Origin of the sequence: Pseudomonas sp. NPDC087029 (assembly GCF_044745345.1) — a bacterium.
In the GTDB taxonomy this organism is placed as follows: domain Bacteria; phylum Pseudomonadota; class Gammaproteobacteria; order Pseudomonadales; family Pseudomonadaceae; genus Aquipseudomonas; species Aquipseudomonas faucium.
On sequence record NZ_JBIVAB010000022.1, the window covers coordinates 1 to 25171 of the forward strand.

Annotated in this window: 23 protein-coding genes; 11 read left to right on the forward strand and 12 right to left on the reverse strand. The window is 65.7% G+C overall.

Annotation, left to right across the window (positions count from 1 at the left end):
* Positions 1-115: 115 nt before the first annotated feature.
* Both ACIPG5_RS23805 and ACIPG5_RS23810 read right to left on the reverse strand, forming a co-directional pair.
* On the reverse strand, positions 116-880 hold the full coding sequence (locus ACIPG5_RS23805; RefSeq protein WP_401378534.1) for a TOBE domain-containing protein: 765 nt from the start codon (positions 878-880) through the stop codon (positions 116-118).
* Positions 881-934: 54 nt separating this feature from the next.
* Positions 935-1672, reverse strand: coding sequence for a double zinc ribbon domain-containing protein (locus ACIPG5_RS23810; protein WP_401378536.1), 738 nt, complete (start codon positions 1670-1672; stop codon positions 935-937).
* An 89-nt stretch (positions 1673-1761) separates the two neighbouring features.
* Here ACIPG5_RS23810 and bioB point away from each other — a divergent pair, with 89 nt between their 5' ends.
* The 9 genes from bioB to ACIPG5_RS23855 all read left to right on the forward strand — a co-directional run bounded on the left by bioB (position 1762) and on the right by ACIPG5_RS23855 (position 12131).
* Positions 1762-2820, forward strand: a complete 1059-nt coding sequence (bioB, locus tag ACIPG5_RS23815; RefSeq protein WP_236236981.1) for a biotin synthase BioB — start codon at positions 1762-1764, stop codon at positions 2818-2820.
* A gap of 1 nt (position 2821) precedes the next feature.
* The gene (bioF, locus tag ACIPG5_RS23820; protein ID WP_401378538.1) at positions 2822-3994 is read left to right on the forward strand and encodes an 8-amino-7-oxononanoate synthase; all 1173 of its coding nucleotides are present in this window, start codon (positions 2822-2824) and stop codon (positions 3992-3994) included.
* On the forward strand, positions 3987-4718 hold the full coding sequence (locus ACIPG5_RS23825; protein ID WP_401378539.1) for an alpha/beta fold hydrolase: 732 nt from the start codon (positions 3987-3989) through the stop codon (positions 4716-4718). The genes bioF and ACIPG5_RS23825 overlap by 8 nt, the downstream gene beginning before the upstream one ends.
* Positions 4711-5529 carry a malonyl-ACP O-methyltransferase BioC gene (bioC, locus tag ACIPG5_RS23830; protein ID WP_286914891.1) on the forward strand — a complete coding sequence of 273 codons (819 nt, stop codon included), beginning with the start codon at positions 4711-4713 and terminating at the stop codon, positions 5527-5529. Before ACIPG5_RS23825 ends, bioC begins: the two co-directional genes overlap by 8 nt.
* A 10-nt stretch (positions 5530-5539) precedes the next feature.
* Complete coding sequence (gene bioD, locus ACIPG5_RS23835; protein ID WP_401378541.1) at positions 5540-6220, forward strand: dethiobiotin synthase; 681 nt, start codon at positions 5540-5542, stop codon at positions 6218-6220.
* A 117-nt stretch (positions 6221-6337) separates the two neighbouring features.
* The gene (locus tag ACIPG5_RS23840) at positions 6338-6634 is read left to right on the forward strand and encodes a pyrroloquinoline quinone biosynthesis protein PqqE (RefSeq protein WP_176514873.1); all 297 of its coding nucleotides are present in this window, start codon (positions 6338-6340) and stop codon (positions 6632-6634) included.
* 302 nt (positions 6635-6936) lie between these two features.
* Positions 6937-8742, forward strand: a complete 1806-nt coding sequence (locus ACIPG5_RS23845; protein WP_176514875.1) for a phenylacyl-CoA dehydrogenase — start codon at positions 6937-6939, stop codon at positions 8740-8742.
* A gap of 202 nt (positions 8743-8944) precedes the next feature.
* On the forward strand, positions 8945-10228 hold the full coding sequence (locus tag ACIPG5_RS23850; RefSeq protein WP_176514877.1) for a diguanylate cyclase: 1284 nt from the start codon (positions 8945-8947) through the stop codon (positions 10226-10228).
* Between the two features lie 124 nt (positions 10229-10352).
* Positions 10353-12131, forward strand: coding sequence for an acyl-CoA dehydrogenase C-terminal domain-containing protein (locus ACIPG5_RS23855; protein WP_401378543.1), 1779 nt, complete (start codon positions 10353-10355; stop codon positions 12129-12131).
* 230 nt (positions 12132-12361) lie between these two features.
* On the opposite strand, the gene ACIPG5_RS23860 is transcribed toward ACIPG5_RS23855, so the two are convergent.
* Positions 12362-13288: a LysR family transcriptional regulator gene (locus ACIPG5_RS23860; RefSeq protein ID WP_176514881.1), complete on the reverse strand. Its 927-nt coding sequence runs from the start codon at positions 13286-13288 to the stop codon at positions 12362-12364.
* Positions 13289-13499: 211 nt separating this feature from the next.
* Between ACIPG5_RS23860 and ACIPG5_RS23865 the strand changes: the two genes are divergently transcribed.
* Positions 13500-14780 carry an aspartate aminotransferase family protein gene (locus tag ACIPG5_RS23865; RefSeq protein WP_236236974.1) on the forward strand — a complete coding sequence of 427 codons (1281 nt, stop codon included), beginning with the start codon at positions 13500-13502 and terminating at the stop codon, positions 14778-14780.
* A gap of 138 nt (positions 14781-14918) precedes the next feature.
* Positions 14919-15077: a YqaE/Pmp3 family membrane protein gene (locus ACIPG5_RS23870; RefSeq protein WP_009681539.1), complete on the forward strand. Its 159-nt coding sequence runs from the start codon at positions 14919-14921 to the stop codon at positions 15075-15077.
* 3 nt (positions 15078-15080) lie between these two features.
* Here the strand turns inward: ACIPG5_RS23870 and ACIPG5_RS23875 are convergent, their stop codons facing one another.
* From ACIPG5_RS23875 to ACIPG5_RS23915, 9 genes are all read right to left on the reverse strand, one after another.
* On the reverse strand, positions 15081-16904 hold the full coding sequence (locus tag ACIPG5_RS23875; RefSeq protein ID WP_401378545.1) for a S9 family peptidase: 1824 nt from the start codon (positions 16902-16904) through the stop codon (positions 15081-15083).
* Positions 16870-18018, reverse strand: coding sequence for a pyrroloquinoline quinone biosynthesis protein PqqE (pqqE, locus tag ACIPG5_RS23880; protein WP_401378547.1), 1149 nt, complete (start codon positions 18016-18018; stop codon positions 16870-16872). Before pqqE ends, ACIPG5_RS23875 begins: the two co-directional genes overlap by 35 nt.
* On the reverse strand, positions 17990-18265 hold the full coding sequence (gene pqqD, locus ACIPG5_RS23885) for a pyrroloquinoline quinone biosynthesis peptide chaperone PqqD (RefSeq protein ID WP_176514890.1): 276 nt from the start codon (positions 18263-18265) through the stop codon (positions 17990-17992). Before pqqD ends, pqqE begins: the two co-directional genes overlap by 29 nt.
* Positions 18262-19017: a pyrroloquinoline-quinone synthase PqqC gene (pqqC, locus tag ACIPG5_RS23890; RefSeq protein ID WP_401378549.1), complete on the reverse strand. Its 756-nt coding sequence runs from the start codon at positions 19015-19017 to the stop codon at positions 18262-18264. Before pqqC ends, pqqD begins: the two co-directional genes overlap by 4 nt.
* A gap of 9 nt (positions 19018-19026) precedes the next feature.
* A complete protein-coding gene (pqqB, locus tag ACIPG5_RS23895) occupies positions 19027-19938 on the reverse strand; it encodes a pyrroloquinoline quinone biosynthesis protein PqqB (protein WP_401378551.1) in 912 nt (303 codons plus the stop codon).
* Between the two features lie 80 nt (positions 19939-20018).
* Entirely contained in the window at positions 20019-20090 is a 72-nt protein-coding gene (gene pqqA, locus ACIPG5_RS23900; RefSeq protein WP_003243383.1) for a pyrroloquinoline quinone precursor peptide PqqA, read from the reverse strand.
* A gap of 169 nt (positions 20091-20259) precedes the next feature.
* Positions 20260-22548 carry a pyrroloquinoline quinone biosynthesis protein PqqF gene (gene pqqF, locus ACIPG5_RS23905; RefSeq protein ID WP_401378553.1) on the reverse strand — a complete coding sequence of 763 codons (2289 nt, stop codon included), beginning with the start codon at positions 22546-22548 and terminating at the stop codon, positions 20260-20262.
* An 11-nt stretch (positions 22549-22559) separates the two neighbouring features.
* Positions 22560-23354, reverse strand: coding sequence for a carbon-nitrogen hydrolase family protein (locus ACIPG5_RS23910; protein ID WP_314616514.1), 795 nt, complete (start codon positions 23352-23354; stop codon positions 22560-22562).
* Between the two features lie 15 nt (positions 23355-23369).
* Positions 23370-25052 carry a flavin monoamine oxidase family protein gene (locus ACIPG5_RS23915; protein ID WP_401378555.1) on the reverse strand — a complete coding sequence of 561 codons (1683 nt, stop codon included), beginning with the start codon at positions 25050-25052 and terminating at the stop codon, positions 23370-23372.
* Positions 25053-25171 lie beyond the last annotated feature (119 nt).

Sequence of the window (25171 nt, forward strand, 5' to 3'; positions counted from 1 at the left end):
GTGCTCAAGGCACCTCGGGCTAACAGCTTGCCATTCACCGCTCTCACTCTAGATCTTATCCCCTCATGCAGACACAAGCGGGCTTGCCCCGCGAACCGCGCGCAGCGCGGCCCGCCTATACCGGTACCCCCAGCAACACCGACGACGGATGGAACTGCACCCGCACCGGGCTCCCCGCCTGCACCTTCTGCTGCGTCAGCCACTGCGCCTCGGCAAAGGCATACAACGTCTGCCCATTGCTCAGCGCCAGGCGCACTTCACTGGGCTCGTGGCCATCGATCAGCACTTCTTCGACGGTGGCTTCAAGCACATTGCTGCCTGCCTCTGTCGGGTCGCCGGCCCCCAGCAGCTGCACCCAGCCCGCCTTGAGCAGCGCCACCACCATGGTGCCCAGGGTCAGCTCCAGGCGCGCAGTGCTGTCATGGGTGATCAGCGCCGCGATTTCCAACCCGCCACCCAGGGCCAGGCTCACCCGGTCGTGCCGGCCTTCGCGGCGCAGGCCGCTGACCTGGCCCTGCAGCTGGTTGCGCGCGCTGGTACGCAGCATCAGGCGCCCGAGCAGGTCGAGGTCGCTGGATTCTTCTGCGGCTTCAAGCAGCTGGGCCTGCAGGTTCTGCAGGCGCTGGTACAGGCGCAGCACCCGCTCGCCTTCGGCCGAAAGGCGCGCGCCGCCTCCGCCGCGGCCACCGGTGCTGCGCTCGACCAGCGGCTGGCTGGCCAGGTTGTTGAGTTCGTCGATGGCATCCCAGGCGGCTTTGTAGCTGATGCCGGCCGCCTTGGCGGCGCGGGTGATCGAGCCTTGCTCGGCGACGTGCTGGAGCAGGGCGATGCGCTGCGGGCGGCGGGCGATGTGTTGGGTGAGCAGGGCAGGTAGGGACATGGGCTTGGCGGTCATGGGCTGATGGCAAGACGGTGCCTTCGTGCCGGTGCACAGTCAAGCCTGGCCCGGCTTTGGCGTGCGCGCCAGGCAGTAGACATCGACGCGCCGCGCGCCATCCTTGTGCAGCAGCTGGGCAATCGCCTGGGCCGTGGTGCCGGTGGTGAGCACATCGTCGACCAGGGCGACATGCCTGCCCTGGAACATGCCTGGGCGCTGCAGGCTGAACGCCTGGCGCAGGTTCCGGCGCCGCGCCTTGGCATCCAGCCCCTGCTGGGCAGGCGTGTCGCGGGTGCGCAGCAGCAGGCGCTCATCGCAACGCACATTCAGCAGTGACGACAGCCAGCGCGCCAGCATGCCGGCCTGGTTGAACCCCCGTTCACGCAGCCGCCTCCGGGCCAGCGGCACCGGCAACAACAGCTCGGGCACGGCCAGCCCTTCGGCATAGCGGTGAAGCAGGCCATGGCCCAGGAGCTCGGCCATCAACCGCCCAAGCGGCCATTGCCGGCGGTGCTTGAAGCGGCTGATCAAGGTGTCCACGGGAAACCCGTAGTGCCACAGCGCGACCACTTGCGCGTAGGCCGGTGCACGCCGGCTGCACGGGCCGCAGGTCAAGCCGGCCATGGGCAGCGGCAGCGCGCAGCGCACGCAGTGCTCGTCCAGCCAGGGCAGTTCCTGCTCGCAGGCCGCGCACAGGGGGTAGGGCTGTTCGGCCGGCTCGTCACAGAGCAAACAGGTATGATTAATATTTGTACAGTTGTAAACCAGTGCTTTTACATGCGGTTGACAGTTCATAGGCCTTCCATGACTATGCGAGCTATCCGTGATGCGCTGGCGGGCATTCCTGTCCCGGCGCCAGCTACAGCCTAAACAAGGAAACGCCGATGAGCGCCAGCACAACTGCTACAACACGTCACGACTGGTCCCTGCCAGAGGTCAAGGCACTGTTCCAGCAACCGTTCAACGACTTGCTGTTCCAGGCGCAGACCGTGCACCGCGCGCATTTCGACCCCAACCGTGTGCAGGTCTCGACGCTGCTGTCGATCAAGACCGGCGCCTGCCCGGAAGATTGCAAATACTGCCCGCAGTCCGGCCACTACAACACCGGGCTCGAAAAACAGAAGCTCATGGAAGTGCAGAAGGTCCTGGAAGAGGCCGCCCGGGCCAAGGCCATCGGCTCCACGCGCTTCTGCATGGGCGCTGCCTGGAAGCACCCGTCCGCCAAGGACATGCCCTACGTGCTGGAGATGGTCAAAGGGGTCAAGGCCATGGGCCTGGAAACCTGCATGACCCTCGGCAAGCTCGACCAGGAGCAGACCCAGGCCCTGGCCCAGGCCGGCCTGGACTACTACAACCACAACCTCGACACCTCGCCTGAGTTCTACGGCAGCATCATCACCACCCGCACCTACGGCGAGCGCCTGCAGACCCTGGCCTACGTACGCGATGCCGGGATGAAGATCTGCTCCGGCGGCATCCTCGGCATGGGCGAGTCGCTGGATGACCGCGCCGGCCTGCTGATCCAGCTGGCCAACCTGCCCGAACACCCGGAGTCGGTGCCGATCAACATGCTGGTGAAGGTGGCCGGCACGCCGCTGGCCGAGGAAGAAGATGTCGACCCGTTCGACTTCATCCGCATGCTGGCAGTGGCGCGCATCCTCATGCCCAAGTCGCACGTGCGCCTGTCCGCCGGCCGTGAGCAGATGAACGAGCAGATGCAGGCCCTGGCCTTCATGGCCGGTGCCAACTCGATCTTCTACGGCGAGAAGCTGCTGACCACCGCCAACCCGCAGGCTGACAAGGACATGCAGCTGTTCGCGCGCCTGGGCATCAAGCCCGAAGCGCGTGAAGAGCATGCCGACGAAGTGCACCAGGCCGCCATCGAGCAGGCGCTGGTCGAGCAACGCAGCAGCGAGCTGTTCTACAACGCAGCCTCGGCCTGAGATGGCCTTCGATCTGGCGGCGCGCCTGGCCGAACGGCGCGCCGCTGACCTGTATCGGCAGCGGCCGTTGCTGGAGAGCCCACAAGGGCCGCAGGTGGTAGTCGACGGCCAGCCGTTGCTGGCCTTCTGCAGCAATGACTACCTGGGCCTGGCCAACCACCCCGAAGTCATCAAGGCCTGGCAGGCCGGCGCCGAGCGCTGGGGCGTCGGCGGTGGCGCCTCGCACCTGGTGATCGGCCACAGCACGCCGCACCATGCCGTCGAAGAGGCCTTGGCCGACTTGACCGGCCGCCCGCGCGCGCTGCTGTTTTCCACCGGCTACATGGCCAACCTCGGCGCCATCACCGCCTTGGTGGGGCAGGGCGACACCGTGCTGCAAGACCGCCTCAACCACGCCTCGCTGCTCGACGGTGGCTTGCTCAGCGGTGCGCGTTTCAGCCGCTACCTGCACAACGACGCAGCCAGCCTGGCCACCCGCCTGGAAAAGGCCACCGGCAATACCCTGGTGGTTACCGACGGGGTGTTCAGCATGGACGGCGACCTGGCCGACTTGCCGGCCCTGGCCAAGGCCGCCCGGGCGCGGGATGCCTGGCTTATGGTCGACGACGCCCACGGCCTGGGTACCTTGGGCGATCAGGGTGGTGGTGTCGTCGAGCACTTCGGCCTGGGCGTGGAGGACGTGCCGGTGCTGATCGGCACCCTGGGCAAGGCGTGTGGCACCGCGGGTGCCTTCGTCGCCGGTAGCGAGGACCTGATCGAAGCGCTGGTGCAGTTCGCCCGGCCCTACATCTACACCACCAGCCAGCCACCGGCACTGGCCTGTGCCACGCTCAAGAGCCTGGAGTTGCTGCGCCGGGAAACTTGGCGGCGGGAACACCTGGCGGCGTTGATTGGCCAGTTCCGCCAGGGCGCCGAGCAGATCGGCCTGCAGCTGATGGACAGCCCGACGCCGATCCAGCCGATCCTGGTCGGCGACAGTGCAAAGGCCCTGCGCCTGTCGCGCATGCTGCGCGAGCGCGGGCTGCTGGTTACCGCCATTCGCCCCCCCACCGTGCCTGCCGGCAGCGCACGCCTGCGGGTCACCCTGAGCGCGGCGCACAGCCAGGCGCAGGTGCAGCTATTGTTGAATGCATTGGCCGAGTGTTATCCACAACTGGAGGCCGCCGATGCGTAACCGACTGATCCTTCTGCCCGGCTGGGGCCTGGGCACCGCTGCCCTGGAGCCGCTGGCCGCCAGCCTGCGGGCCCAGGACGCCCGCCTGCAGGTCGAGCTGATGCCGCTGCCGGAGCTGGCCGACGCCGATTTGCAGGCCTGGCTGGAGCACCTTGACCGCAAATTGCCCACCGACACCTGGCTGGGCGGCTGGTCGCTCGGCGGCATGCTTGCCAGCGAACTGGCGCGCAAGCGTGGCGACCATTGCTGCGGCTTGCTCACCCTGGCCAGCAACCCCAGTTTCGTCGCCCGCCCGGGCTGGCCCCACGGCATGGCCGCAGACACCTTCGGCACCTTCCTGGACGGTTGCCGCAGCCATACCTCGGTCACCCTCAAGCGCTTTCGCACCCTGTGCAGCGACGGCGCCCAGCAGCCGCGCACGCTGTTGCGCCAGCTTGGCGTGGGTGTGCCGGATACCGACCCGCTGTACCTGGCCAGCGGCCTGCAAGTGCTGGCCCAGCTCGATACCCGCGAAGCCCTGCAGGCCTACGCCGGCCCGCAGCTGCACCTGTTCGCCGGCAGCGATGCGCTGGTGCCGGCGGAAGCGGCCAAGGCCCTGAGCGAGTTGCTGCCCGACGTGGAAGTCGGGTTGGTCGAAGACAGTTCCCACGCCTTCCTGCTGGAATACCCACAGGAGCTGGCGGCGGGTATCAAGAGTTTCCTGCATGAGAGTGGCGATGACTGACCTTTCCCATCCAACCCTGCCTGGCACGCTGCCGGACAAGCGCCAGGTGGCGGCTTCGTTCTCCCGCGCGGCGGCCAGCTACGACAGCGTGGCGGCACTGCAGCGCGCCGTGGGCGTGAGCCTGCTGGAGCAGCTGCCGAGCGACCTGGCGCCTTCGCGCTGGCTCGACCTGGGCAGCGGCACCGGCTACTTCAGCCGGGTGCTGGCCGAGCGCTTTGCGCCTGCCAGCGGTGTGGCGGTGGATATCGCCGAAGGCATGCTGCGCCACGCCCGTGGCGAGCAGGGTGGCGCGGCCTATCACGTGGCAGGCGATGCCGAGCGCCTGCCCCTGGGCGATGGCAGTGTCGACCTGGTGTTCACCAGCCTGGCGGTGCAGTGGTGCGGCCAGTTCGCCAGTGTGCTGAGCGAGGCGCAACGGGTGTTGCGCCCAGGCGGCGTGCTGGCCTTCAGCAGTTTGTGCGTCGGCACGCTGGATGAGCTGCGCGCCAGCTGGCAGGCGGTGGACGGCATGGTCCACGTCAACCGCTTCCGCCGCTTCGAGGATTACCAGCGCCTGTGTGCGGCCAGTGGTTTGGAGCAGCTCGGCCTGCAGCGCCAGCCCCATGTGCTGCATTACCCGGATGTGCGCAGCCTGACCCATGAACTCAAGGCGCTCGGCGCCCATAATCTCAACCCTGGCAGGCCTTCCGGGCTGACCGGGCGCGCCCGTATGCAGGGCCTGCTGCAGGCATACGAGGCGTTTCGCCAGCCCCAGGGGCTGCCAGCCACCTATCAGGTGGTCTATGGTGTGATGCGCAAGCCACGGGCATGAGAGGAGTGAAATGAGCCAAGCCTATTTCATCGCCGGCACCGATACCGATGTCGGCAAGACCACGATCGCCGCAGGCCTGTTGCATGCGGCACGTTTGCAGGGCTTGAGCACCCTGGGCGCCAAGCCGGTGGCCTCCGGCGGCACGGCCACGGCCAAAGGGCTACGCAATGCCGATGCCCAGGCGCTGATCGACGAAAGCACGCTGAAGCTGGCCTATGAGGCGGTCAACCCGTTTGCCTTCGAGCCTGCCATCGCCCCCCATGTGGCCGCGCGCGAGGCGGGTGTGGCGCTGGAAGTGCCGGCGCTGCTCAAGGCCATGCGCCATGTGCTGGACCAGGGGGCGGATTTCACCCTGGTCGAAGGCGCGGGTGGCTGGCGGGTGCCGTTGTCCGACCATGCCAACCTGTCCGACCTGGCGGTTGCGCTGAAACTGCCGGTGATCCTGGTGGTGGGCGTGCGCCTGGGGTGCATCAACCATGCCCTGCTGAGCGCCGAGGCGATTGCCCGCGATGGGCTGCAGCTGGCGGGTTGGGTCGCCAACATCATCGAGCCGCGTACCTCGCGCCTGGAAGAGAACCTGGCCAGCCTGGCCGAACGCCTGCCGGCGCCTTGCCTGGGGCGTGTGCCGCGGCTCAAGGTGGCGAGCGCAGACGCGGTGGCAGAACACCTGCAGCTGGACCTGCTGGACTAGCGGGCATGCCCAGGGTCTATCAGCTAGCACTAGGCCATTAGGGATTTAAACGGGCCTTTTGCGTCATGGCCTGCTTTAATTGCCAGTGTTCCTATCCAGCGTCATTGGAGTTCTGACATGGAAATCACCGGTAGCTCCGCCTACTACGCGGGCCTTGGCGCCATCCAGGCCGGGCAGAACCGCATCGACCAGGCCGCCGGCCAGATCGCCAACACCACCGTCGAACGCGCCGCCACCAGCCAGTCCAGCGACTTCCAGGCCGAGCGCCTGCGCGGGGTTGATCGCAGCCAGCAGATGGACTTGGCGACCAGCACCGTGCAGTTGGCCCTGGGCAAGACCGAAGTCGAGCTTGGCGCAAAAGTCGCCAAGGCTTCCGACGAAATGCTCGGCCGCTTCATCGACACCTACGCCTGATCCAACAATCAGCAGCCCCTCAAACTTGTGGGAGTGGGCTTGCCCGCGAATGCGTCAGAACGGACATCCACTGTTGTCTGGGCCGGCGCTTTCGCGAGGCAAGCCCGCTCCCACAGTCGTTTATGGGCAGGATTTTCCCTAATGGCTGATATGCCATTTTTCGTGACTGAAATGGCACCATGGTCCCTCCTTGACATCCGGCGGTGCTAAACGTAAGTTTCAAACAACTGTTTGACCGAAAGCCACCAAGAGCTGGTCGGTATCGGCGGTCTCCCCAGAACTCATCACAGAGGTTCATCGCAATGCCTGATTACAAAGCCCCCTTGCGTGATATTCGTTTCGTCCGCGACGAGCTGCTCGGCTACGAGGCGCACTATCAGAGCCTGCCGGGTTGCCAGGACGCAACGCCAGACATGGTCGACGCGATCCTTGAAGAAGGCGCGAAATTCTGTGAACAGGTGCTGGCCCCGCTGAACCGCGTCGGCGACCTGGAAGGCTGCACCTGGAGCGAGTCGGGCGTGAAGACGCCGACCGGCTTCAAGCAAGCCTACGAACAATTTGTCGAAGGTGGCTGGCCGAGCCTGGCCCACGACGTCGCCCACGGCGGCCAGGGCCTGCCAGAGTCGCTGGGCCTGGCCCTGAGCGAAATGGTCGGTGGTGCCAACTGGTCGTGGGGCATGTACCCCGGCCTGTCCCACGGCGCGATGAACACCATCTCGGCCCACGGCACCGAAGAGCAGCAGCACACCTACCTGACCAAGCTGGTCAGCGGCGAGTGGACCGGCACCATGTGCCTGACCGAGCCACACTGCGGCACCGACCTGGGCATGCTGCGCACCAAGGCCGAGCCGCAAGCAGACGGTTCGTACAAAGTCTCCGGCACCAAGATCTTCATCTCCGCCGGTGAGCACGACATGGCCGATAACATCGTCCACATCGTCCTGGCCCGCCTGCCCGATGCCCCGGCCGGCACCAAAGGCATTTCGCTGTTCATCGTGCCGAAGTTCCTGCCCAACGCCGAAGGCGGCGTGGGCGAGCGCAACGGCGTGAGCTGCGGCTCGCTGGAACACAAGATGGGCATCCACGGCAACGCCACCTGCGTGATGAACTTCGACAGCGCCACCGGCTACCTGATCGGCCCAGCCAACAAGGGCCTGAACTGCATGTTCACCTTCATGAACACCGCGCGCCTGGGCACTGCCCTGCAGGGCCTGGCGCACGCCGAGGTGGCCTTCCAGGGTGGCTTGAAGTACGCCCGTGACCGCCTGCAGATGCGTTCCCTGACTGGCCCGAAAGCGCCGGACAAGGCCGCCGACCCGATCATCGTCCACCCGGACGTGCGCCGCATGCTGCTGACCATGAAAGCCTTCGCCGAAGGCAACCGCGCGATGGTGTACTTCACCGCCAAGCAGGTGGACATCGTCAAGTACAGCCAGGACGAGGAAGAGCGCAAGAAGGCCGATGCCCTGCTGGCTTTCCTGACCCCGATCGCCAAGGCCTTCATGACCGAAGTCGGCTTTGAAGCCGCCAACCACGGCGTGCAGATCTACGGTGGCCACGGCTTCATCGCCGAATGGGGCATGGAGCAGAACGTGCGCGACAGCCGTATCTCCATGCTGTACGAAGGCACCACCGGCATCCAGGCACTCGACCTGCTCGGCCGCAAGGTGCTGATGACCCAGGGCGAAGCGCTCAAGGGCTTCACCAAGATCGTGCACAAGTTCTGCCAGGCCCAGGAAGGCGTCGACGCGCTCAAGGAATTCGTCGAGCCGCTGGCCGCGCTGAACAAGGAGTGGGGCGAGTTGACCATGAAGGTCGGCATGGCTGCGATGAAAGACCGCGAGGAAGTGGGCGCCGCTTCGGTGGACTACCTGATGTACTCCGGTTATGCCTGCCTGGCCTACTTCTGGGCCGACATCGCCCGCCTGGCAGCCGAGAAGCTGGCGGCCGGTACCAGCGAAGAGGCGTTCTACACCGCCAAGCTGCAGACCGCACGCTTCTACTTCCAGCGCATCCTGCCGCGTACCCGTACCCACGTGGCGACCATGCTGTCGGGTGCCAATAACCTGATGGCGATGGACGAAGAAAACTTCGGCCTGTCGTACTAAGCCGCAAGGCTCTACAGAAACCCGCCTGCCCTCACCGGCAGGCGGGTTTTTTCATTCTGGCCTGCTTAAAACTGGTTACAACAAAACCTCAAGCGCAGCGCCCCCATGGCCGTTAACCCAGGTTGTCCTCATCTATTCATGTGCGCTGCCGATGAAGTAAGGGCACAATGCCATTATTGATCTGCCGGGTCGGAGATTACCCTTGTTTCGTCTAAACGCTGTACGCGCGAGCCACTTCCTGCCTTCGCTGGTTCTATTGTTGGCAGGGCTTGCGGCGGCTTACGTAAGAGACCTCAGCGTCTTCTTCACCTCACTGTTCAACGTGCTGCCCACGTTGGTTCTGCTGCTGGGCGGTGCTTATTGCGCCGTATACCGTCGCCAGCGCGAACTGTTTCTGATGGTCACGGTATATATCGCCTACTTCCTGCTCGATACCCAGACCGACTATTACCGTGACAACGGCCGCGTGCGTGAAGACGCAGCGGTGATCTTCCACCTGGTCTGCCTGCTGCTGCCGGCCTTGTACGGCCTGTTCGGCGCGTGGCAGGAGCGTACCCACCTGGCCCAGGACCTGCTGGCCCGCTTCGCCGTGCTGTTCGCCGTCGGCAGCGTGGCGGTGGCGCTGGAGCAGAGTTTCCCCGAAGCCTTGCTCAGCTGGCTGGCGGAAATCCGCTGGCCATCGCTGCATGGCCAGTGGATGAGCCTGATCCAGATGGTCTACCCGCTGTTCATCGGCGTGTTCATCCTGCTGGTGGTGCAGTACCTGCGCGAGCCCAGGCCCTTGCATGCGGCGCAGCTCATCGGCCTGGTGGGCATTTTCTGGATGTTGCCCAAGACCTTCATCCTGCCGTTCACCCTGAACATCATGTGCAGCCAGGTGATGCTGATGATCGCTGCCGCGGTTTCCCACGAGGCCTACCAGATGGCCTTCCGTGACGAGCTGACTGGCCTGCCCGGGCGACGCGCGCTGAACGAGCGCATGCAGCGCCTGGGGCGCAACTATGTGATCGCCATGACCGACGTCGACCACTTCAAGAAATTTAACGACACCCACGGCCACGATGTCGGTGACCAGGTGCTGCGCCTGGTCGCCAGCCGCTTGTCGAAGGTGACCGGTGGCGGGCGCGCCTATCGCTACGGCGGTGAGGAGTTCGCCCTGGTGTTTGCCGGCAAGACGGCAGAGGAATGCGTGCCCCACGTGGAAGCGGTGCGCGAGATGATCGCCAACTACGCCATGCAGTTGCGCGACCAGAACAACCGCCCGCAGGACGACTCGGCAGGGCGCCAGCGCCGCAGCGGCAGCGGCGGCGGCACGGTGTCGGTGACCATCAGCATCGGCGTGGCCGAACGCCAGGCCGAACACCGCAACCCGGAAGAAGTGCTCAAGTCGGCCGACCAGGCGCTGTACAGCGCCAAGGGCGCCGGGCGCAATTGCGTCATGGTCCATGGGCAACAATCGCGGCGCGGGGCGGTGCGAATGGCGTGACCGAATGTGACTATATGGTCGCGTGATGACCCTATGTCTCGCAAAAGTTGTTCGGTTACACTGGATTCAACCCCGTGCCGCGGTCAACAGTGACCGCCCCCGACCCGACTAGCGAGAGGTTGTGATGGCTGACTATAAAGCGCCCCTGCGCGACATGCGCTTCGTTCTGAATGAAGTCTTCAAGGTGGCAGAGCAGTGGGCGCAGCTGCCCGAGCTGGCCGAAGCGGTCGACGCTGAAACGGCCCTGGCCGTGCTGGAAGAGGCCGGCAAGGTCACCGGCAAGCGCATTGCCCCGCTCAGCCGCGCCGCCGACGAAGAAGGCTGCCACTGGGACAACGGCGCGGTGCGCACCCCCGCCGGCTTCATCGAAGCCTACAAGACCTACGCCGAAGGCGGTTGGGTCGGCGTGGGCGGTGACCCGCTGTTCGGCGGCATGGGCATGCCCAAGGCAATCTCCGCCCAGGTCGAGGAAATGGTCAACGCCTCGAGCCTGGCCTTCGGCCTGTATCCGATGCTGACCGCGGGCGCCTGCCTGTCGATCAACGCCCACGCCAGCGAAGCGCTCAAGGAAAAGTACCTGCCGAACATGTATGCCGGCGTCTGGGCCGGCTCCATGTGCCTGACCGAGCCCCATGCCGGCACGGACCTGGGGATCATCCGCACCAAGGCCGAGCCCCAGGCTGACGGCAGCTACAAGGTCAGCGGCACCAAGATCTTCATCACCGGCGGCGAGCACGACCTGACCGAGAACATCATCCACCTGGTGCTGGCCAAGCTGCCGGATGCGCCGGCAGGGCCCAAGGGCATCTCGCTGTTCCTGGTGCCGAAGTTCCTGGTCAACCCAGACGGCAGCCTCGGCGCCCGCAACCCGGCCACCTGCGGCTCGATCGAGCACAAGATGGGCATCCAGGCCTCGGCCACCTGCGTGATGAACTTCGACGAAGCGGTCGGCTACATCGTTGGCGAGTCCAACAAGGGCCTGGCGGCGATGTTCACCATGATGAACTACGAGCGCCTGGGCGTGGGCATCCAAGGCCTGGCCTCGGCCGAACGCTCCTACCAGAACGCCGTGGAGTACGCCCGCGACCGCCTGCAAAGCCGCGCCCCCGTTGGCCCGCAGGCGAAGGACAAGGTAGCCGACCCGATCATCGTGCACCCGGACGTGCGGCGCATGCTGCTCACCATGAAGGCACTGATCGAAGGCGGCCGCGCCTTCTCCACCTACGTGGCCATGCAGCTGGACAGCGCCAAGTACAGCGAAGACCCGACCACGCGCAAGCGCAGCGAGGAACTGGTAGCCCTGCTGACCCCGGTGGCCAAGGCGTTTCTCACCGACCTGGGCCTGGAGTGCACGGTGCACGGCCAGCAGGTGTTCGGTGGCCATGGCTACATTCGCGAATGGGGCCAGGAGCAATTGGTGCGTGATGTGCGCATCACCCAGATCTACGAAGGCACCAACGGTATCCAGGCCCTGGACCTGATGGGGCGCAAGGTGGTGGCCAGCGGTGGCGCCTACTACCGGCTGTTCTCCGATGAAATCCGCCAGTTCATCGCCAGCGCCGGCAGCGAGCTGGACGAGTTCGCCAAACCCCTGGCCGCCTACCTGGACCAGCTGGACGGGCTGACCGAGTGGGTGCTTGCACAGGCCAAGGGCAACCCGAACGAAATCGGCGCCGCCTCGGTCGAGTACCTGCACGCCTTTGGCTATGTTGCCTATGGCTACATGTGGGCATTGATGGCGCGCGCCGCCAAGGCGGGCGAGGGCGACGAGGCGTTCTACGCAGCCAAGCTTGGCACTGCGCGCTTCTATTTCGCGCGCCTGTTGCCGCGGGTGACTTCGCTGGTGACGTCGGTGAAGGCGGGCAGCGAGTCGTTGTACCTGCTGGACGCCGAGCAGTTCTGATTGATATCAGGTTGCCTGTAAGCATTTTCCTACATGACGCGGTGACTTTTCGCCACTGGTCTCAGATTGGATCCACGGTTACTCTTTGTACATGGACGTTGCGCAGGAAGCGCAAAGGACAGAACAGGGACAACGAAGGATTTCCTGCCAGGACGGTGGGGCGATAGGGATGTCACAGGGAAACAGTCTGGAAAACCCCGCTTAGGCGGGGTTTTCTTTGTGCGCGTGTTTTATCCGCCCAGCACATCCAGCGGTGAGGCCCCCAGCGGCCTGGCATCCGCCTCTTCTTCCAGCAGGTTGCGCAGCAACTCCACCGAAGCCTGCTGGCGCTGCGCATCGCGGAACACCAGGCCGACCTTGAGCGGCACCCGCGGTTCGCTCAACGGCTTCCACAGCAGCCCCTGGTCATCTTCGGCAGCATCCTTGGCCCGCCCCGGCAGGATCGTCGCCAGCGCGGTATGCGCCAGGCTGTCGAGAATCCCCCCCATGTTGTTCATCTCCGCCTGCACCTGGGGCCGGCGGCCCTGGCTTGCCAGCTGCTCTTTCCAGATCTGGCGGATCTGGAATTCCTCACCGAGCATCAGCATCGGCAACTCTGCGGCCTGGCGGATGGATACCTTCTTGAAATCCTTCAACGGGTGGGTATCGGGGATGACCAGTTGCAGTTCATCTTCGTACAGCAACATGCCATGCAAGCCGGGCTGGCGCGGTGGCAGGTAGCTGATGCCGATGTCCAGGCTGCCGTTGAGCAGGCGCCGCTCGATCTCCAGCCCCGACAGTTCATAGATCTGCACCACAAGGTGCGGCTGGGCCTTGCGCACCCGCTCCAGCAGCTGCGGCACCAGGCTTGGCCGCACGGTTTGCAGCACGCCGATGGCCAGCGTGCGCAGCGACTGGCCCTTGAAGTTGCGCATCGCCTCATGGGCGCGCTGCAGGCCATCGAGCAGGGGCAGGGCGTGGTTGTACAGGGTATGCGCCGCCAAGGTCGGCAGCAGGCGCTTGTTGCTGCGCTCGAAGAGGCTCAGGTCGAGGCTGTGCTCGAGCTGGCGGATCTGTTGCGACAGCGCCGGCTGGGACAGGGACAGGCGTTCGGCGGCGCGGCCGACATGGCCTTCTTCATACACCGCGACGAAATAACGCAGTTGGCGAAAATCCATAAGTAACACTTATCGAAAAAGCTGGAAAAACGGAATGGCCGCAAGCGCGGCCGACGCCTAGTCTATCGCCGTATTGCAACGGGTTACAGCGAGCAATCAAGGCATTGTTACCCCGTTTGAAAAACACTTTTGATAGGCAAGGCAAAATATTCATGCGCCGGCACCAAGACCGGACCCTGGCCGCCCTTTACCGTGATTGGTTGGAGCCCCGATGAACCTGTTCAACCTGCGCCGCTCGGCTCCTGCCGCGGTCGCCGAGCCCAAGCGTGCGCCGGTGCTCGAAGCGGACGTGCCAGCGCCGAGCCGCGAGCGCCTGATGCCGGGCAGCACACGGGCCGAGCATGTGTTCGTGCGTGGCCAGGGCTCCTGGCTGTGGGATGACCAAGGGCGTGCCTACCTGGATTTCACCCAGGGTTGTGCAGTCAATAGCCTGGGCCATAGCCCCAGCGTGCTGGTCAAGGCGCTCGGCAGCCAGGCCCAGGCGCTGATCAACCCAGGGGCCGGCTACCACAGCCGTGGCTTGCTGGCGTTGGTCGACCGCCTGTGCCGCAGCACCGGCAGCGACCAGGCCTACCTGCTCAACAGTGGCGCCGAAGCCTGTGAAGGGGCGATCAAGCTGGCGCGCAAGTGGGGCCAGCTGCATCGCAATGGTGCCTATCACATCATCACCGCCACCCAGGGCTGCCATGGCCGCAGCCTGGGCGCGCTGTCGGCCTCCGACCCGCTGCCCTGCAACCGCTGCGAGCCGGGGTTGCCGGGTTTCAGCAAGGTGCCGTTCAACGACCTGGCGGCGCTGCATGCGCAGGTCGACTCGCGCACCGTGGCGATCATGCTCGAGCCGATCCAGGGTGAAGCCGGGGTGATTCCGGCCACCCAGGCGTACCTGCAAGGCGTCGAGAAGCTGTGCCGCGAACTGGGCATCCTGCTGATCCTCGACGAAGTGCAGACCGGTATCGGCCGCTGTGGCGCGCTGCTGGCCGAGCAGACCTATGGTGTGCGCGCCGACATCATCACCCTGGGCAAGGGCCTGGGTGGTGGCGTGCCGCTGGCGGCCTTGCTGGCCCGTGGCAGTGCTTGCTGCGCCGAGCCCGGCGAGCTGGAAGGCAGCCACCATGGCAATGCGCTGATGAGCGCCGCGGGCCTGGCGGTGCTCGATACCGTGCTGGAGCCGGGGTTCTTCGAGCATGTGCAGGACAGCGGCCGCCACCTGCGCGATGGCCTGAGCCGCCTGGCAGGGCGCTACGGCCAGGGCGAAGTGCGTGGCCAAGGCTTGCTCTGGGCCTTGCAGCTGCAGGAGAACCTGGCCCATGACCTGGTTCAGGCAGCGTTGCACGAAGGGCTGCTGCTCAATGCACCGCAAACGGATGTGGTGCGCTTTTCGCCGGCACTGACCGTGAGCAAGGGCAACATCGACGAGATGCTCCTGCGCCTGGCCCGGGCCTTTGCCCGCCTGCATGCGCAACAGCATGCCCGCCGCGAAGTCTCGGCGTAACACGAATTCAACGAACCGTCTGGCGTTCCTGCGCATCGCCCTTGGCCTGTTTCATTTGGCCAGGGGCGTTTTTTTTGCCTGTGGAACCTCTGTCTGGCGCAGCTAGTCTCTGTTTAGACCCTTTGAGGAGAGACTCGCATGGACTTCATTCGCATCATCATCGCCATCATCCTGCCGCCACTGGGTGTGTTCCTGCAGGTGGGGTTCGGCGGCGCGTTCTGGCTGAATATCCTGTTGACCTTGCTGGGGTACATTCCGGGCATCGTGCATGCGGTGTACATCATCGCCAAGCGCTAGGCGTCACTGGCCCAGCACCCGGCAATAGAACTTCCACTCGGCTTCCAGCGCATGCGCAAGGTTCTCGGCCTTGCGCAGGCCATGCCGTTCACCGCCATAGAAATGCCCTTCGGCCTCGACCCCGTTGGCCTGTAGCGCCTCCAGCATCGAGCGCGTCTGCTCCGGCACCACCACCGCATCCAGCTCACCCTGGAAGAAAATCACCGGCACCTTGATCTGCGCGGCATGCAGCAGCGGGGTACGCTGGCGGTAGCGTTCGGCATCGTGCTGCGGGTCGCCGATCAGCCAGTCCAGGTAATCGCCTTCGAACTTGTGCGTGGCGCGGCCCAGGGCAATCGGGTCGCTGACGCCGTAGAGGCTGGCGCCGGCACGGAAAACATCCTGCAAGGCCAGGGCACACAAGGTGGTGTAGCCGCCGGCGCTGCCGCCGCGAATGAAGGCCTTGTGCCGGTCGATCATGCCGCGCGAGGCCAGGTGCTCTACCGCTGCGCAGGCATCCTGCACATCGCTTTCGCCCCAGCGCAGGTGCAGCGCCTGGCGATACGCGCGGCCATAGCCGGTGCTGCCGCGGTAGTTCAGGTCGGCGACGGCAAAGCCGCGTTGGGTCCAGTACTGGATGCGCGGGTCGAGCACCGGGTAGCACGCCGAAGTGGGGCCGCCGTGGATGAACACCACCAGCGGCGCCGGGCCTTGCGCGTGCGCGGGCGGGTAGAAGAAACCATGGGCGGTGCTGCCGCCGCTGCCGTAGTGGATCGGCTCGGGCAGGCTGATGCGCTCGGCCGGCAAGACCTCGGCGCCGCCGGCAAGGATGCGCACCTCGTGGCTGGCGCGGTCGATGGCGATCACGGCGGGCGGGCTGATCGGCGAGGCGGCGATGGCGTAGAGCTGCGCGTCATCCATGGCCAGGCTGCGAAAACGGGTGTAGGCGCTGGCGTAGCGTTCCACCTGGTCATCAGCGCGGCGCAGCCCCAGCTGGCCGAAGCCGTCTTCGAACCAGCTCGCCAGGTAGCTGTGCGGCCCCATGGCCAGCCAGGTGCTGGCGCCCAGCTGCCAAGGCGCTGCGGCGTGATCGGCGGGCTCGGCCGGCAAGGCTTGCCAGCGCCCGTCGACTTCGCCCCACGGCTGCCAGAACCCGTTGCGGTCCGACAGGCAATACAGCCGGCCCTGGGCATCGAAACGCGGTTGCTGCAGGGATTCGTCCGCGCCGGCCAGGCAGTGCGCCGGGCCCCAGGCGCCAATGGCGCTGCGCTCGCGGCACATCAGCCGGGTGATGGTCCAGGGTTGTGCCGGGCGGTCCCACTCGACCCAAGCCAGCCGCGAGCCATCATCGCTCAAGGTGGGCGAGGCGTAGAAATCGGCGCCTTCGGCCAGTACTTCGACCCCCTTTTCGTCGAAGGCCACCAGGCAATGCTGCACGCCCTGCCCGTGGCGCTCCTGCACCGCCAGCACGTTGCCGTCGTGCCACTGCAGGTCGCCGTAGCGGCAGGCGTCATCGTGCGTCAGTGCGCGGGGTGTGCCGCCATCGAGTGGCTGGGTGTAGACCTGCTGGTCCTGTTCATTGACGAACAGCAGCCCGTCGCCCCCCAGGCAGAAACTGCCGCCGCCATACTCGTAGACCCGGCTGCGGACGCTGAAGCCATCCGGCGTCAGGCAACTGGCCTGGTAGCCATGCCAGCGCCATACCCGGCAGGCGCCATCGGCCGGCCGGAACTCGTTCCAGAACAGCCCTTGGGCACTGACTTTGAGCTCGGCGAAATCGGTGCCGGCGGCGACGGCCTGGGCGGCGCTGAATTCAGCCGCGGGCGATGACACGGGAGTTTCGTTCATTGCGGAAGGTCATCTGTTCAATGGCGAGCTCGGCGGTTTGCGCCTCCTCGCGGGCCTTGAGGATGATGCCGTGGTCGGGCGACTTGGCGCACACCGGGTCGGCCTTGCTGGCATCGCCGGTGAGCATGAAGGCCTGGCAACGGCAGCCGCCGAAGTCCTTTTCCTTCTCGTCGCAGGAGCGGCAAGGTTCGGGCATCCAGTCATAACCGCGGAAGCGATTGAAACCGAACGAGTCGTACCAGATGTGGTGCAGGTCGTGGTCGCGCACGTTGGGGAACTGCACCGGCAACTGCCGGGCGCCATGGCAAGGCAGGGCAGTGCCGTCCGGGGTGATGGTCAGGAACAGGCTGCCCCAGCCATTCATGCAGGCCTTGGGGCGCTCTTCGTAGTAGTCGGGGGTGACGAAGATCAGCTTGCACGGGTGGCCTTCGGCCTTGAGCTTGGCGCGGTACTCGTTGGTGATGCGCTCGGCGCGCTCGAGCTGCTCGCGGGTGGGCAGCAGGCCCAGGCGGTTGAGGTGCGCCCAGCCATAGAACTGGCAGGTGGCGAGTTCGACGAAGTCGGCTTCCAGGGCGATGCACAGCTCGATGATGCGGTCGATCTTGTCGATGTTGTGCCGGTGGGTGACGAAGTTGAGCACCATCGGGTAGCCATGGGCCTTCACCGCGCGGGCCATTTCCAGCTTTTGCGCGAAGGCCTTTTTGGAGCCTGCCAGCAGGTTGTTCACCTGCTCGTCGCTGGCCTGGAAGCTGATCTGGATATGGTCCAGGCCTGCCTCCTTGAACGCGGCGATGCGCGCCTCGGTCAGGCCGATGCCCGAGGTGATCAGGTTGGTGTAGTAGCCCAGCCGGCGGGCCTCGCCGATCAGTTCGGCAAGGTCCTGGCGCACCAGCGGTTCACCGCCGGAGAACCCGATCTGCGCCGCGCCCATTTCGCGCGCCTCGGCCATCACCTTGAACCACTGCGCGGTGCTCAGCTCCTGGCCTTGCTGGGCAAAGTCCAGCGGGTTGGAGCAGTACGGGCACTGCAGCGGGCAGCGGTAGGTGAGCTCGGCCAGCAGCCACAGCGGCAGGCCGACCGGCACCTCAAGCGAGGCTGATCCAGTGTTCGGCACGGGCCACCTCCATGAATTGCTCGATGTCGTCGGCGACTTCGGGCACACCAGGGAATTGCTGTTCAAGTTCGCCGATGATCGCCGCCACGTCGCGCTTGCCGTCGATCAGGCCGCCAATCAGGCCGGCGCTGTCGTTGAGCTTGATCATGCCCTCGGGGTACAGCAGCACGTGGCCCTTTTGCGCCGGCTCGTACTGGAAGCGGTAGCCGGGGCGCCAGTTGGGTACCTGTTTGCGGTCAAGACTCATAGGGCGATCCCCTTGTGCCACACCCGTTGCTGGGTGACGGAATGATAAGGCGGGCGGTTCAGCTCGTAGGCCATGCTCATGGCATCGAGCATGCTCCAGAGGATATCCAGCTTGAACTGCAGGATTTCCAGCATACGCTCCTGGCCGGCCCGCGTGGTGTAGTGCTGCAAGGTGATCGCCAGGCCGTGCTCCACGTCACGCCGGGCCTGGCCCAGGCGGGTGCGGAAGTACTCGTAGCCGGCCGGGTCGATCCACGGGTAGTGCTGCGGCCAGCTGTCCAGGCGCGACTGGTGGATCTGCGGGGCGAACAGCTCGGTCAGCGAGCTGCTGGCCGCCTCCTGCCAGCTGGCGCGGCGGGCGAAGTTGACGTAGGCGTCGACGGCAAAGCGCACGCCAGGCAGCACCAGCTCCTGGGAGCGCAGCTGGTCGGGGTCCAGGCCCACGGCCTGGCCCAGGCGCAGCCAGGCTTCGATGCCGCCGTCCTCGCCGGGCGCGCCGTCGTGGTCGAGCAGGCGCTGGATCCACTCGCGGCGCACTTCGCGGTCCGGGCAGTTGGCCAGGATCGCGGCATCCTTCATCGGGATGTTGACCTGGTAGTAGAAGCGGTTGGCGACCCAGCCCTGGATCTGCTCGCGGCTGGCGTGGCCCTGGTACATCGCCACGTGGTAGGGGTGGTGAATGTGGTAGTAGGCGCCCTTGGCGCGCAGGGCCTGTTCGAATTCGGCCGGGGACATTGGCAATGCGTCGCTCATGGCGCCTCCTTACAACTCGATGCTCATGCCGTCAAAGGCCACTTCAACGCCGCGGCGCTGAACTTCGGCCCGCTCCGGGGAGTCTTCGTCGAGAATCGGGTTGGTGTTGTTGATGTGGATAAGCACCTTGCGCTGGCGCTCGAAGCCATCGAGCACCTCGAGCATCCCGCCAGGGCCGTTCTGGGCCAGGTGGCCCATTTCGCGGCCGGTGCGGGTGCCGACGCCGCGGCGCTGCATTTCGTCGTCCTCCCACAGCGTGCCGTCCACCAGCAGGCAGTCGGCGCCGTGCATCATCGCCAGCAGCTTGTCGTCGACCTGGCCGAGGCCGGGGGCGTAGAACAGCTTGCCGCCACTGTGCGTGTCTTCCACCAGCAGCCCCAGGTTATCGCCCGGGTGCGGGTCGAAGCGGTGCGGCGAGTAGGGCGGGGCGGCGCTGCGCAGGGGGAAGGGGGTGAAGCGCAGGTTGGGGCAGGCCGGGATGACGAAGCTGCCTTCGAGCTCGATGCGGTTCCACGTGAGGCCACCGTTCCAGTGGCTGAGCATGTTGAACAGCGGGAAGCCGGTGGTCAGGTCCTGGTGGACCATGTCGGTGCACCAGACCTGGTGCGGGCAGCCTTCGCGCAGGCTGAGCAGGCCGGTGGTGTGGTCGATCTGGCTGTCGAGCAGGACGATGGCATCGATGCCGGTGTCGCGCAGCGCTCGCGCCGGCTGCATGGGCGCAAAGGCCTGGAGTTGGGCGCGGATATCGGGCGAGGCGTTGCACAGGATCCAGTGTTCGCCGTCATCCGACAGGGCGATGGACGACTGGGTACGCGCCGTGGCGCGCAGGCTGCCCTGGCGATAGCCCTTGCAGTTGACGCAGTTGCAGTTCCACTGGGGGAAACCGCCGCCGGCGGCGGAGCCGAGAATCTGGATGTACATGGCGTGGCTCTCTGTGCGAAAAGCGTATCCGAAAAACGACGACGCCCCGGCGGGCCGAGGCGTCGAGCCGCAAGCAAGGCTTAGCGGTTGGCGAAATACATGGTGACTTCGAAGCCGATGCGCAGGTCAGTGTAAGCAGGTTTGGTCCACATGGGAGTCTCTCCTTCCGGATGGGTGGGTGGGGTCAGCTACTGTTGGGATGCCGCCTGGCTCAGGAGGTTCCATTGGCTGGGATTGCGCTATCTTACAAGAAAAATTTGTACCGGAAGGTTAATTCTTCGAAAAGCGCTCTTGCAGCCAACGTAATAATCCTGATTGCGCCTACCACCACGCACCTGCTGGCGCGGCTGTATTGGCCAGGCACAGACAGGGGGTGTGGGGGTGGAGAATCTGCGCAAGCAGGCCATCCAGATCTGCTTGTTGCGTGTTGAGAATAGACGCGCGCAACGCGGCCAGCGATTGGCTGTGCGCCGCCAGGTGTGTCTGCCACAGCCAATGCGCGAGATCGTCGTTGGCCATGGCCGCTTCGTCGAATTGATCGGCCAGTGCCTGGCGCGCGGCTGGGTCGAGCGTCACGCCCTGGCGCAGCAGGGTGCGCAGGTGGTCGAGGATTTCTGCCTGGCGAACGTGTGGTGATTGCACGCCGAACAGTATCCCGCCCACGCCCTCTACCTGACGAAAGGCACTGAATACCGCATAGCCAAGTTGCAGCTCCACCCGCAGGCGCTGGTACACCGGCCCCTGCAGCAATTGCGCGAGCAGGCGACCGCAGGCTTGCAGGTGGGGCGGCAGCGGGCAGAACAGCAGCAGTGCGTGTTCGCTGCCGGGAACCTCGGCGTGATGCCAGCGACCACCCTGCCAGGCAGGTGGCGCCTCTGCGTTGCCGACTTGGCCTGGGCAGCCTTGCAGCACTGTAGCCATAGTCACTCTTGCGGCTTCGTCGAAGCCCATGGCCAGCCCATGCCAGCGGCTGTGCTGCCAGGCGTCTTCCAGCACCTGCTGGTCGAGGGTATGGGCGGGCGCAGGTTTGGGAGGGGCGCCGAGCACGGCATCTGGCAGTTGTTCGAGCAGGGCTCTGATCGGGATCAGCGCAGGTGGCGCAGTGGCGGGTGCAGACCAGCTAGCGGGTGGGGGCGCGGCCAAGATCGCCAGCGCCTGTTCCACGGCCCTTGCCACCGCTGCCGGGTGCCCCGCGCAGCGCAACTGCCAGAACTCGCCGGCCGCGTTGAATTGCAGCTGGAGCGAGGCTCGTTCGCACCGCTGCTGCAAGGGGCGCAGGGCGCGATCAAGTGCGGCGTGCAGCGGCTGGCGCAAAGCCGAAGGTACCTGCCAGCGCAGATAGAGTGCCGCGTACTGGCGCGTTATGGGCAGTTGGTCGCTGAACTTCAACGCAGCGGGCAGCGGTTTTACCGGGCCATCTGGCAATTGATCCAGCAGCAGCGAATCGACCGCAGGCAGCGACCATTGTCCGTGCTCGCGGCTTGGCAGCTGTTCCAGCAGCGACGTGAAAGCGCGCAGCCCTTGAGGCGCCAGCGCCGCAAAAGGGTGACCAGTACTGTCCCGGCGCGCCAGCTCAAGCGCGCTGGCACTGCGTTCGCGGCGCTGTTGCAAGAGCCCGAACTCGGCATTCAGCTGCGCGGGGCCAACCTGGCGAAGGAAGCCGAACCAACCCTGCAGCAAGGCCCAGGCTTCATCGGCGCTGGCCTCGGGGCTCAGCTGCAAGTCGATGTGCCAGAGCAACTGCCCGGCGAAGGCGTACAGCATCTGCGCCTTGCACCCTTGCAGCCAGCCCCGCTGCTGGAGGGCGTCGAGCCAGCCGCCCGGCCTGCTGTCGTTCAGGCAGGCGAGTAACAGCTCCAGTGCCTGTTCGGCGCCTGCGGGCAGGTTGTCGTGGGCAGAGATCCGTTGGCTGTGCTGCGCCGGCAAGGCAGGTGGCGGCGCCTGCGGCACGGGCGCGCCGGGTGCGAAGAGGCCCGCCGCCTGCCTGCCAAGCTGCTCGAGTGTGTTGAGCGACTGGGGGCCGCACAGGCTCAAGGTGATCTGGCCACCCTGGTAGAAGCGCTCGTGGAAACCGCCGAGGGCCTTCTGGAAGGCCGGGTCCTGCAAGGCCAGGGTGTAGCGGTTGCCTGCATGAAAACCGCGCAGGGGATGGCCTGCAGGTGCCGCTTGCAGCAGCGCATGTTGCTGTTGGGCTTGCGGGTTGCGCGACCAGGCGATGAATTCGGCGTGGATCACTTCCCGCTCGCGGCGCTGGCGCTCGATGCCAAGGTCGGGTTCGGCGAGCATCTGGCACAGGCGCTCAAGCCCGCCGGCCAAGGCTGCAGGCGGCACTTCGAAAAAGAAGTCGGTGGTGCGTTCGCGGGTGCTGGCGTTGACCTGGCCGCCCAGGGCCTGGACATAGCGCATCAGCCCGTCCGCCAGTGGAAAGCGCGGCGTGCCGAGGAAGAAAAGGTGTTCGAGAAAATGCGCCAGGCCAGGCCACTTCGCCGGTGCATCATGGCTGCCTGCGTGCACCCGCAGCGCCGCCGCCGAGCGCTGCAGGCGCGGGGCGTGGCGCAGGGACAGGTGCAGGCCGTTGGCCAGGCAGAGGTGGCGGGTGGCGTCTGGCATGGCGGGGCTCGTCAGTGCCCGCGCCGGTGCAGTTCCTGACGCAGGTCGGTCAGGTAGGGAAACGCTTCGCGCCCCTTTGCTACCTGCTCATGCTCCAGTTCTGCCAGCAACTGGCACTCCTCGCGCCCAGCCATCGCCAGCAGGCTGCCGTCCGGCCCGATGATGCTGCTCTGCCCGCAATACTGGATCTCGCCTTCTGCGCCGCAATAGTTGGCGTACACCAGGTAGCACTGGTTCTCCTGGGCGCGCGAGCGCACGGTCACCTGGCAGACGAAGTCGTAAGGGGCCATGTTCGCCGTCGGCACCAGGATCAGCTCGGCCCCGGCCAGGGCCAGGCGGCGGGCATTTTCCGGGAACTCGATGTCGTAGCAGATCAGCAGGCCGACCTTCCAGCCGTCGAGTTCGACCACCGGGAAGTGGTCGGCGCCGGCGCTGAACATCGCCCGGTCCAGCTCCCCGAACAGGTGCGTCTTGCGGTAGTTGCTCAGGCTGCGGCCATGGGCATCGATCAGTTGCACGCTGTTGTAGATGGCCCCGTCGTCGCCGCGCTCCGGGTAGCCATAGACGATGGCGATGCGGTGGGCTTGGGCGATCTCCACCACCTCCATGGCCGACGGGCCATCCTCGGCCTCGGCCAGGCGCTCTACCTGGGCCAGGCCGATGTTGTAGCCGCTCAGGAACATTTCCGGGCACACCAGCAACTGCGCACCGCGCTCGGCCGCCAGTTGCGCCTGGTGCCGCAGACGTTGCAGGTTGCCAGGCACGTCCAGCGGGTGGGGTGCGCCCTGGAACAGAGCGATGCGCATGCTGCCTCCTTTGTTTCAATCTGCCAGTGCGATGGGCCCGATCTCGTCGAACACATCGCCCGGGCCTGGGTTGTCCGGGTGGGTGTGGCCACCAAAGTGGTTCATGATACCCCACACCGCATTCAGCGAAGTCTGTACCGCGCCTTCGACCCAGGCCGGCGTCCACGACACATCGTCACCGGCAATGAACATGCCCCGCTGCTCGGCGGGCATGTCCTGCTGCATGAAGTGCGCGTACATGCGCTGGTTGTAGCGGTAGTGGCCCGGCAGGGCCCCTTTGAAGGCGCCGAGGAAGTGCGGGTCGGCCTCCCAGGAAATGGTGATCGGGTCGCCGATGATATGCCCGGCGATGTCGGTTTTCGGGTAGATCTTCTTCAGCGCATCCAAGGCCAGCTGCACGCGTTTTTCCACCGGGTGCGGCAGCATTTTCAGGGCGTCGCTCATCCAGGCGTAGGACAGGCAGATCACCCCCGGCTTGTCGTCACCGTTGTCGAACAGGTAGGTGCCACGGGTCAGGCGGTCGGTGAGGGTCATGCTCATCAGGTCGCGGCCGGTTTGCGGGTCCTTGTCCTTCCAGAACGGCCGGTCGACCATGACGAAGGTCTTCGACGACTGCATGTAGCGGGTGCGGTCCAGGGCCATCCACATCTTCTGCGAGAACAGCGATTCCTCGCAGTCGATCTGGGTGGTCAGTAGCCAGCTCTGGCAGGTGGCGAGAACTGCGCCGTAATGGCGGGTGTCGCCCCAGTTGTCGGTGACCGCCAGGCGCCCGTCGGCTGCGCGGGCGATGCGCTTGACCCCGGTACGCGGCGCACCGCCATGCAGCGAGCTCAGGCTGGTGCCTTCGGGCCAGTGGCTGCAACGCGCGGGCACATGGCGCCAGATCCCTTGCGGCACCTGCTCCACGCCGCCGACGATCAGGTGCTGGTGGTCGTCGCAGTTGGTCATTACCACGCGGAAGATTTCCAGCATCGAGTTGGGGAAGTCCGAGTCCCAGCCGCCGGTGCCGAAACCGACCTGGCCGAACACTTCGCGGTGCTGGAAGCTGAGCTTGGCGAACGAGCGCGAGGTGGCGACGAAGTCGTAGAAGGTGCGGTCGTCCCACAGCGGTACCAGCTTGTTCCACAACTCTTTGAGGCGCAGCACGTCGCGGTCGCGGATCGCCTGCTGGATCTCGGCGAACTGGGCACCGCTTTCCAGCGCATCGGCCCAGGCATCGGCCATTTCGTGGAACAGTGCGGGCAGGTCGCTGGCCTTCTCGGCGTAGTAGGTCTGGCCTTCGAGGTCGATCACCGTGCTGCGCGAGGCCGGGGTCAGCGGGTTGGGGAAGGGTTTGGTCTGCAGGCCCAGTTTGTCGACATAGTGGTAGAAGGCGGTGGAGGACACCGGAAAGCGCATGCCACCCAGCTCGGCGATGATGCCGTCGGTGCCGTTGAAGGCTTGCGAGCGCAACCTGCCGCCCAGCTTCGATGCCTCGTACACCACAGGCTTGAGGCCCAGCTTCATCAGCTCGTAGGCCGCCACCAGGCCGGCGATGCCGGCGCCGACGATGGCCACTTCCTCACCGTGTCGAGCCGCCGGGATGCTGCCCAGCCCCGCGGGGTGTTCCAGCCAGTCGTCGAAGGCGAAGGGAAAGTCCGGGCCGAAGATGGTGATGGGTTTCTTGCCGTCTGCGGGGTGGCGGTTTTTCTTGTTCATGAAGTGACCTTGCCAGAGCGGCTGCGCGAGGAGCGGAGCCTGAGTATAGGAGATGCCTGGGGGTCATTTTAGGGAGCGGGGTGTTCGTAATTAAGGAGCAGAGTGGTGGCTTAATGTAT

What these genes read in the sequence shown, in the direction of transcription:
- ACIPG5_RS23805 (WP_401378534.1), bottom strand. Translation starts at nt 880, where the DNA reads ATGTCCCTACCTGCCCTGCTCACCCAACACATCGCCCGCCGCCCGCAG.
- ACIPG5_RS23810 (WP_401378536.1), bottom strand. Translation starts at nt 1,672, where the DNA reads ATGAACTGTCAACCGCATGTAAAAGCACTGGTTTACAACTGTACAAAT.
- bioB (WP_236236981.1), top strand. Translation starts at nt 1,762, where the DNA reads ATGAGCGCCAGCACAACTGCTACAACACGTCACGACTGGTCCCTGCCA.
- bioF (WP_401378538.1), top strand. Translation starts at nt 2,822, where the DNA reads ATGGCCTTCGATCTGGCGGCGCGCCTGGCCGAACGGCGCGCCGCTGAC.
- ACIPG5_RS23825 (WP_401378539.1), top strand. Translation starts at nt 3,987, where the DNA reads ATGCGTAACCGACTGATCCTTCTGCCCGGCTGGGGCCTGGGCACCGCT.
- bioC (WP_286914891.1), top strand. Translation starts at nt 4,711, where the DNA reads ATGACTGACCTTTCCCATCCAACCCTGCCTGGCACGCTGCCGGACAAG.
- bioD (WP_401378541.1), top strand. Translation starts at nt 5,540, where the DNA reads ATGAGCCAAGCCTATTTCATCGCCGGCACCGATACCGATGTCGGCAAG.
- ACIPG5_RS23840 (WP_176514873.1), top strand. Translation starts at nt 6,338, where the DNA reads ATGGAAATCACCGGTAGCTCCGCCTACTACGCGGGCCTTGGCGCCATC.
- ACIPG5_RS23845 (WP_176514875.1), top strand. Translation starts at nt 6,937, where the DNA reads ATGCCTGATTACAAAGCCCCCTTGCGTGATATTCGTTTCGTCCGCGAC.
- ACIPG5_RS23855 (WP_401378543.1), top strand. Translation starts at nt 10,353, where the DNA reads ATGGCTGACTATAAAGCGCCCCTGCGCGACATGCGCTTCGTTCTGAAT.
- ACIPG5_RS23860 (WP_176514881.1), bottom strand. Translation starts at nt 13,288, where the DNA reads ATGGATTTTCGCCAACTGCGTTATTTCGTCGCGGTGTATGAAGAAGGC.
- ACIPG5_RS23865 (WP_236236974.1), top strand. Translation starts at nt 13,500, where the DNA reads ATGAACCTGTTCAACCTGCGCCGCTCGGCTCCTGCCGCGGTCGCCGAG.
- ACIPG5_RS23870 (WP_009681539.1), top strand. Translation starts at nt 14,919, where the DNA reads ATGGACTTCATTCGCATCATCATCGCCATCATCCTGCCGCCACTGGGT.
- ACIPG5_RS23875 (WP_401378545.1), bottom strand. Translation starts at nt 16,904, where the DNA reads ATGAACGAAACTCCCGTGTCATCGCCCGCGGCTGAATTCAGCGCCGCC.
- pqqD (WP_176514890.1), bottom strand. Translation starts at nt 18,265, where the DNA reads ATGAGTCTTGACCGCAAACAGGTACCCAACTGGCGCCCCGGCTACCGC.
- pqqC (WP_401378549.1), bottom strand. Translation starts at nt 19,017, where the DNA reads ATGAGCGACGCATTGCCAATGTCCCCGGCCGAATTCGAACAGGCCCTG.
- pqqB (WP_401378551.1), bottom strand. Translation starts at nt 19,938, where the DNA reads ATGTACATCCAGATTCTCGGCTCCGCCGCCGGCGGCGGTTTCCCCCAG.
- pqqF (WP_401378553.1), bottom strand. Translation starts at nt 22,548, where the DNA reads ATGCCAGACGCCACCCGCCACCTCTGCCTGGCCAACGGCCTGCACCTG.
- ACIPG5_RS23910 (WP_314616514.1), bottom strand. Translation starts at nt 23,354, where the DNA reads ATGCGCATCGCTCTGTTCCAGGGCGCACCCCACCCGCTGGACGTGCCT.
- ACIPG5_RS23915 (WP_401378555.1), bottom strand. Translation starts at nt 25,052, where the DNA reads ATGAACAAGAAAAACCGCCACCCCGCAGACGGCAAGAAACCCATCACC.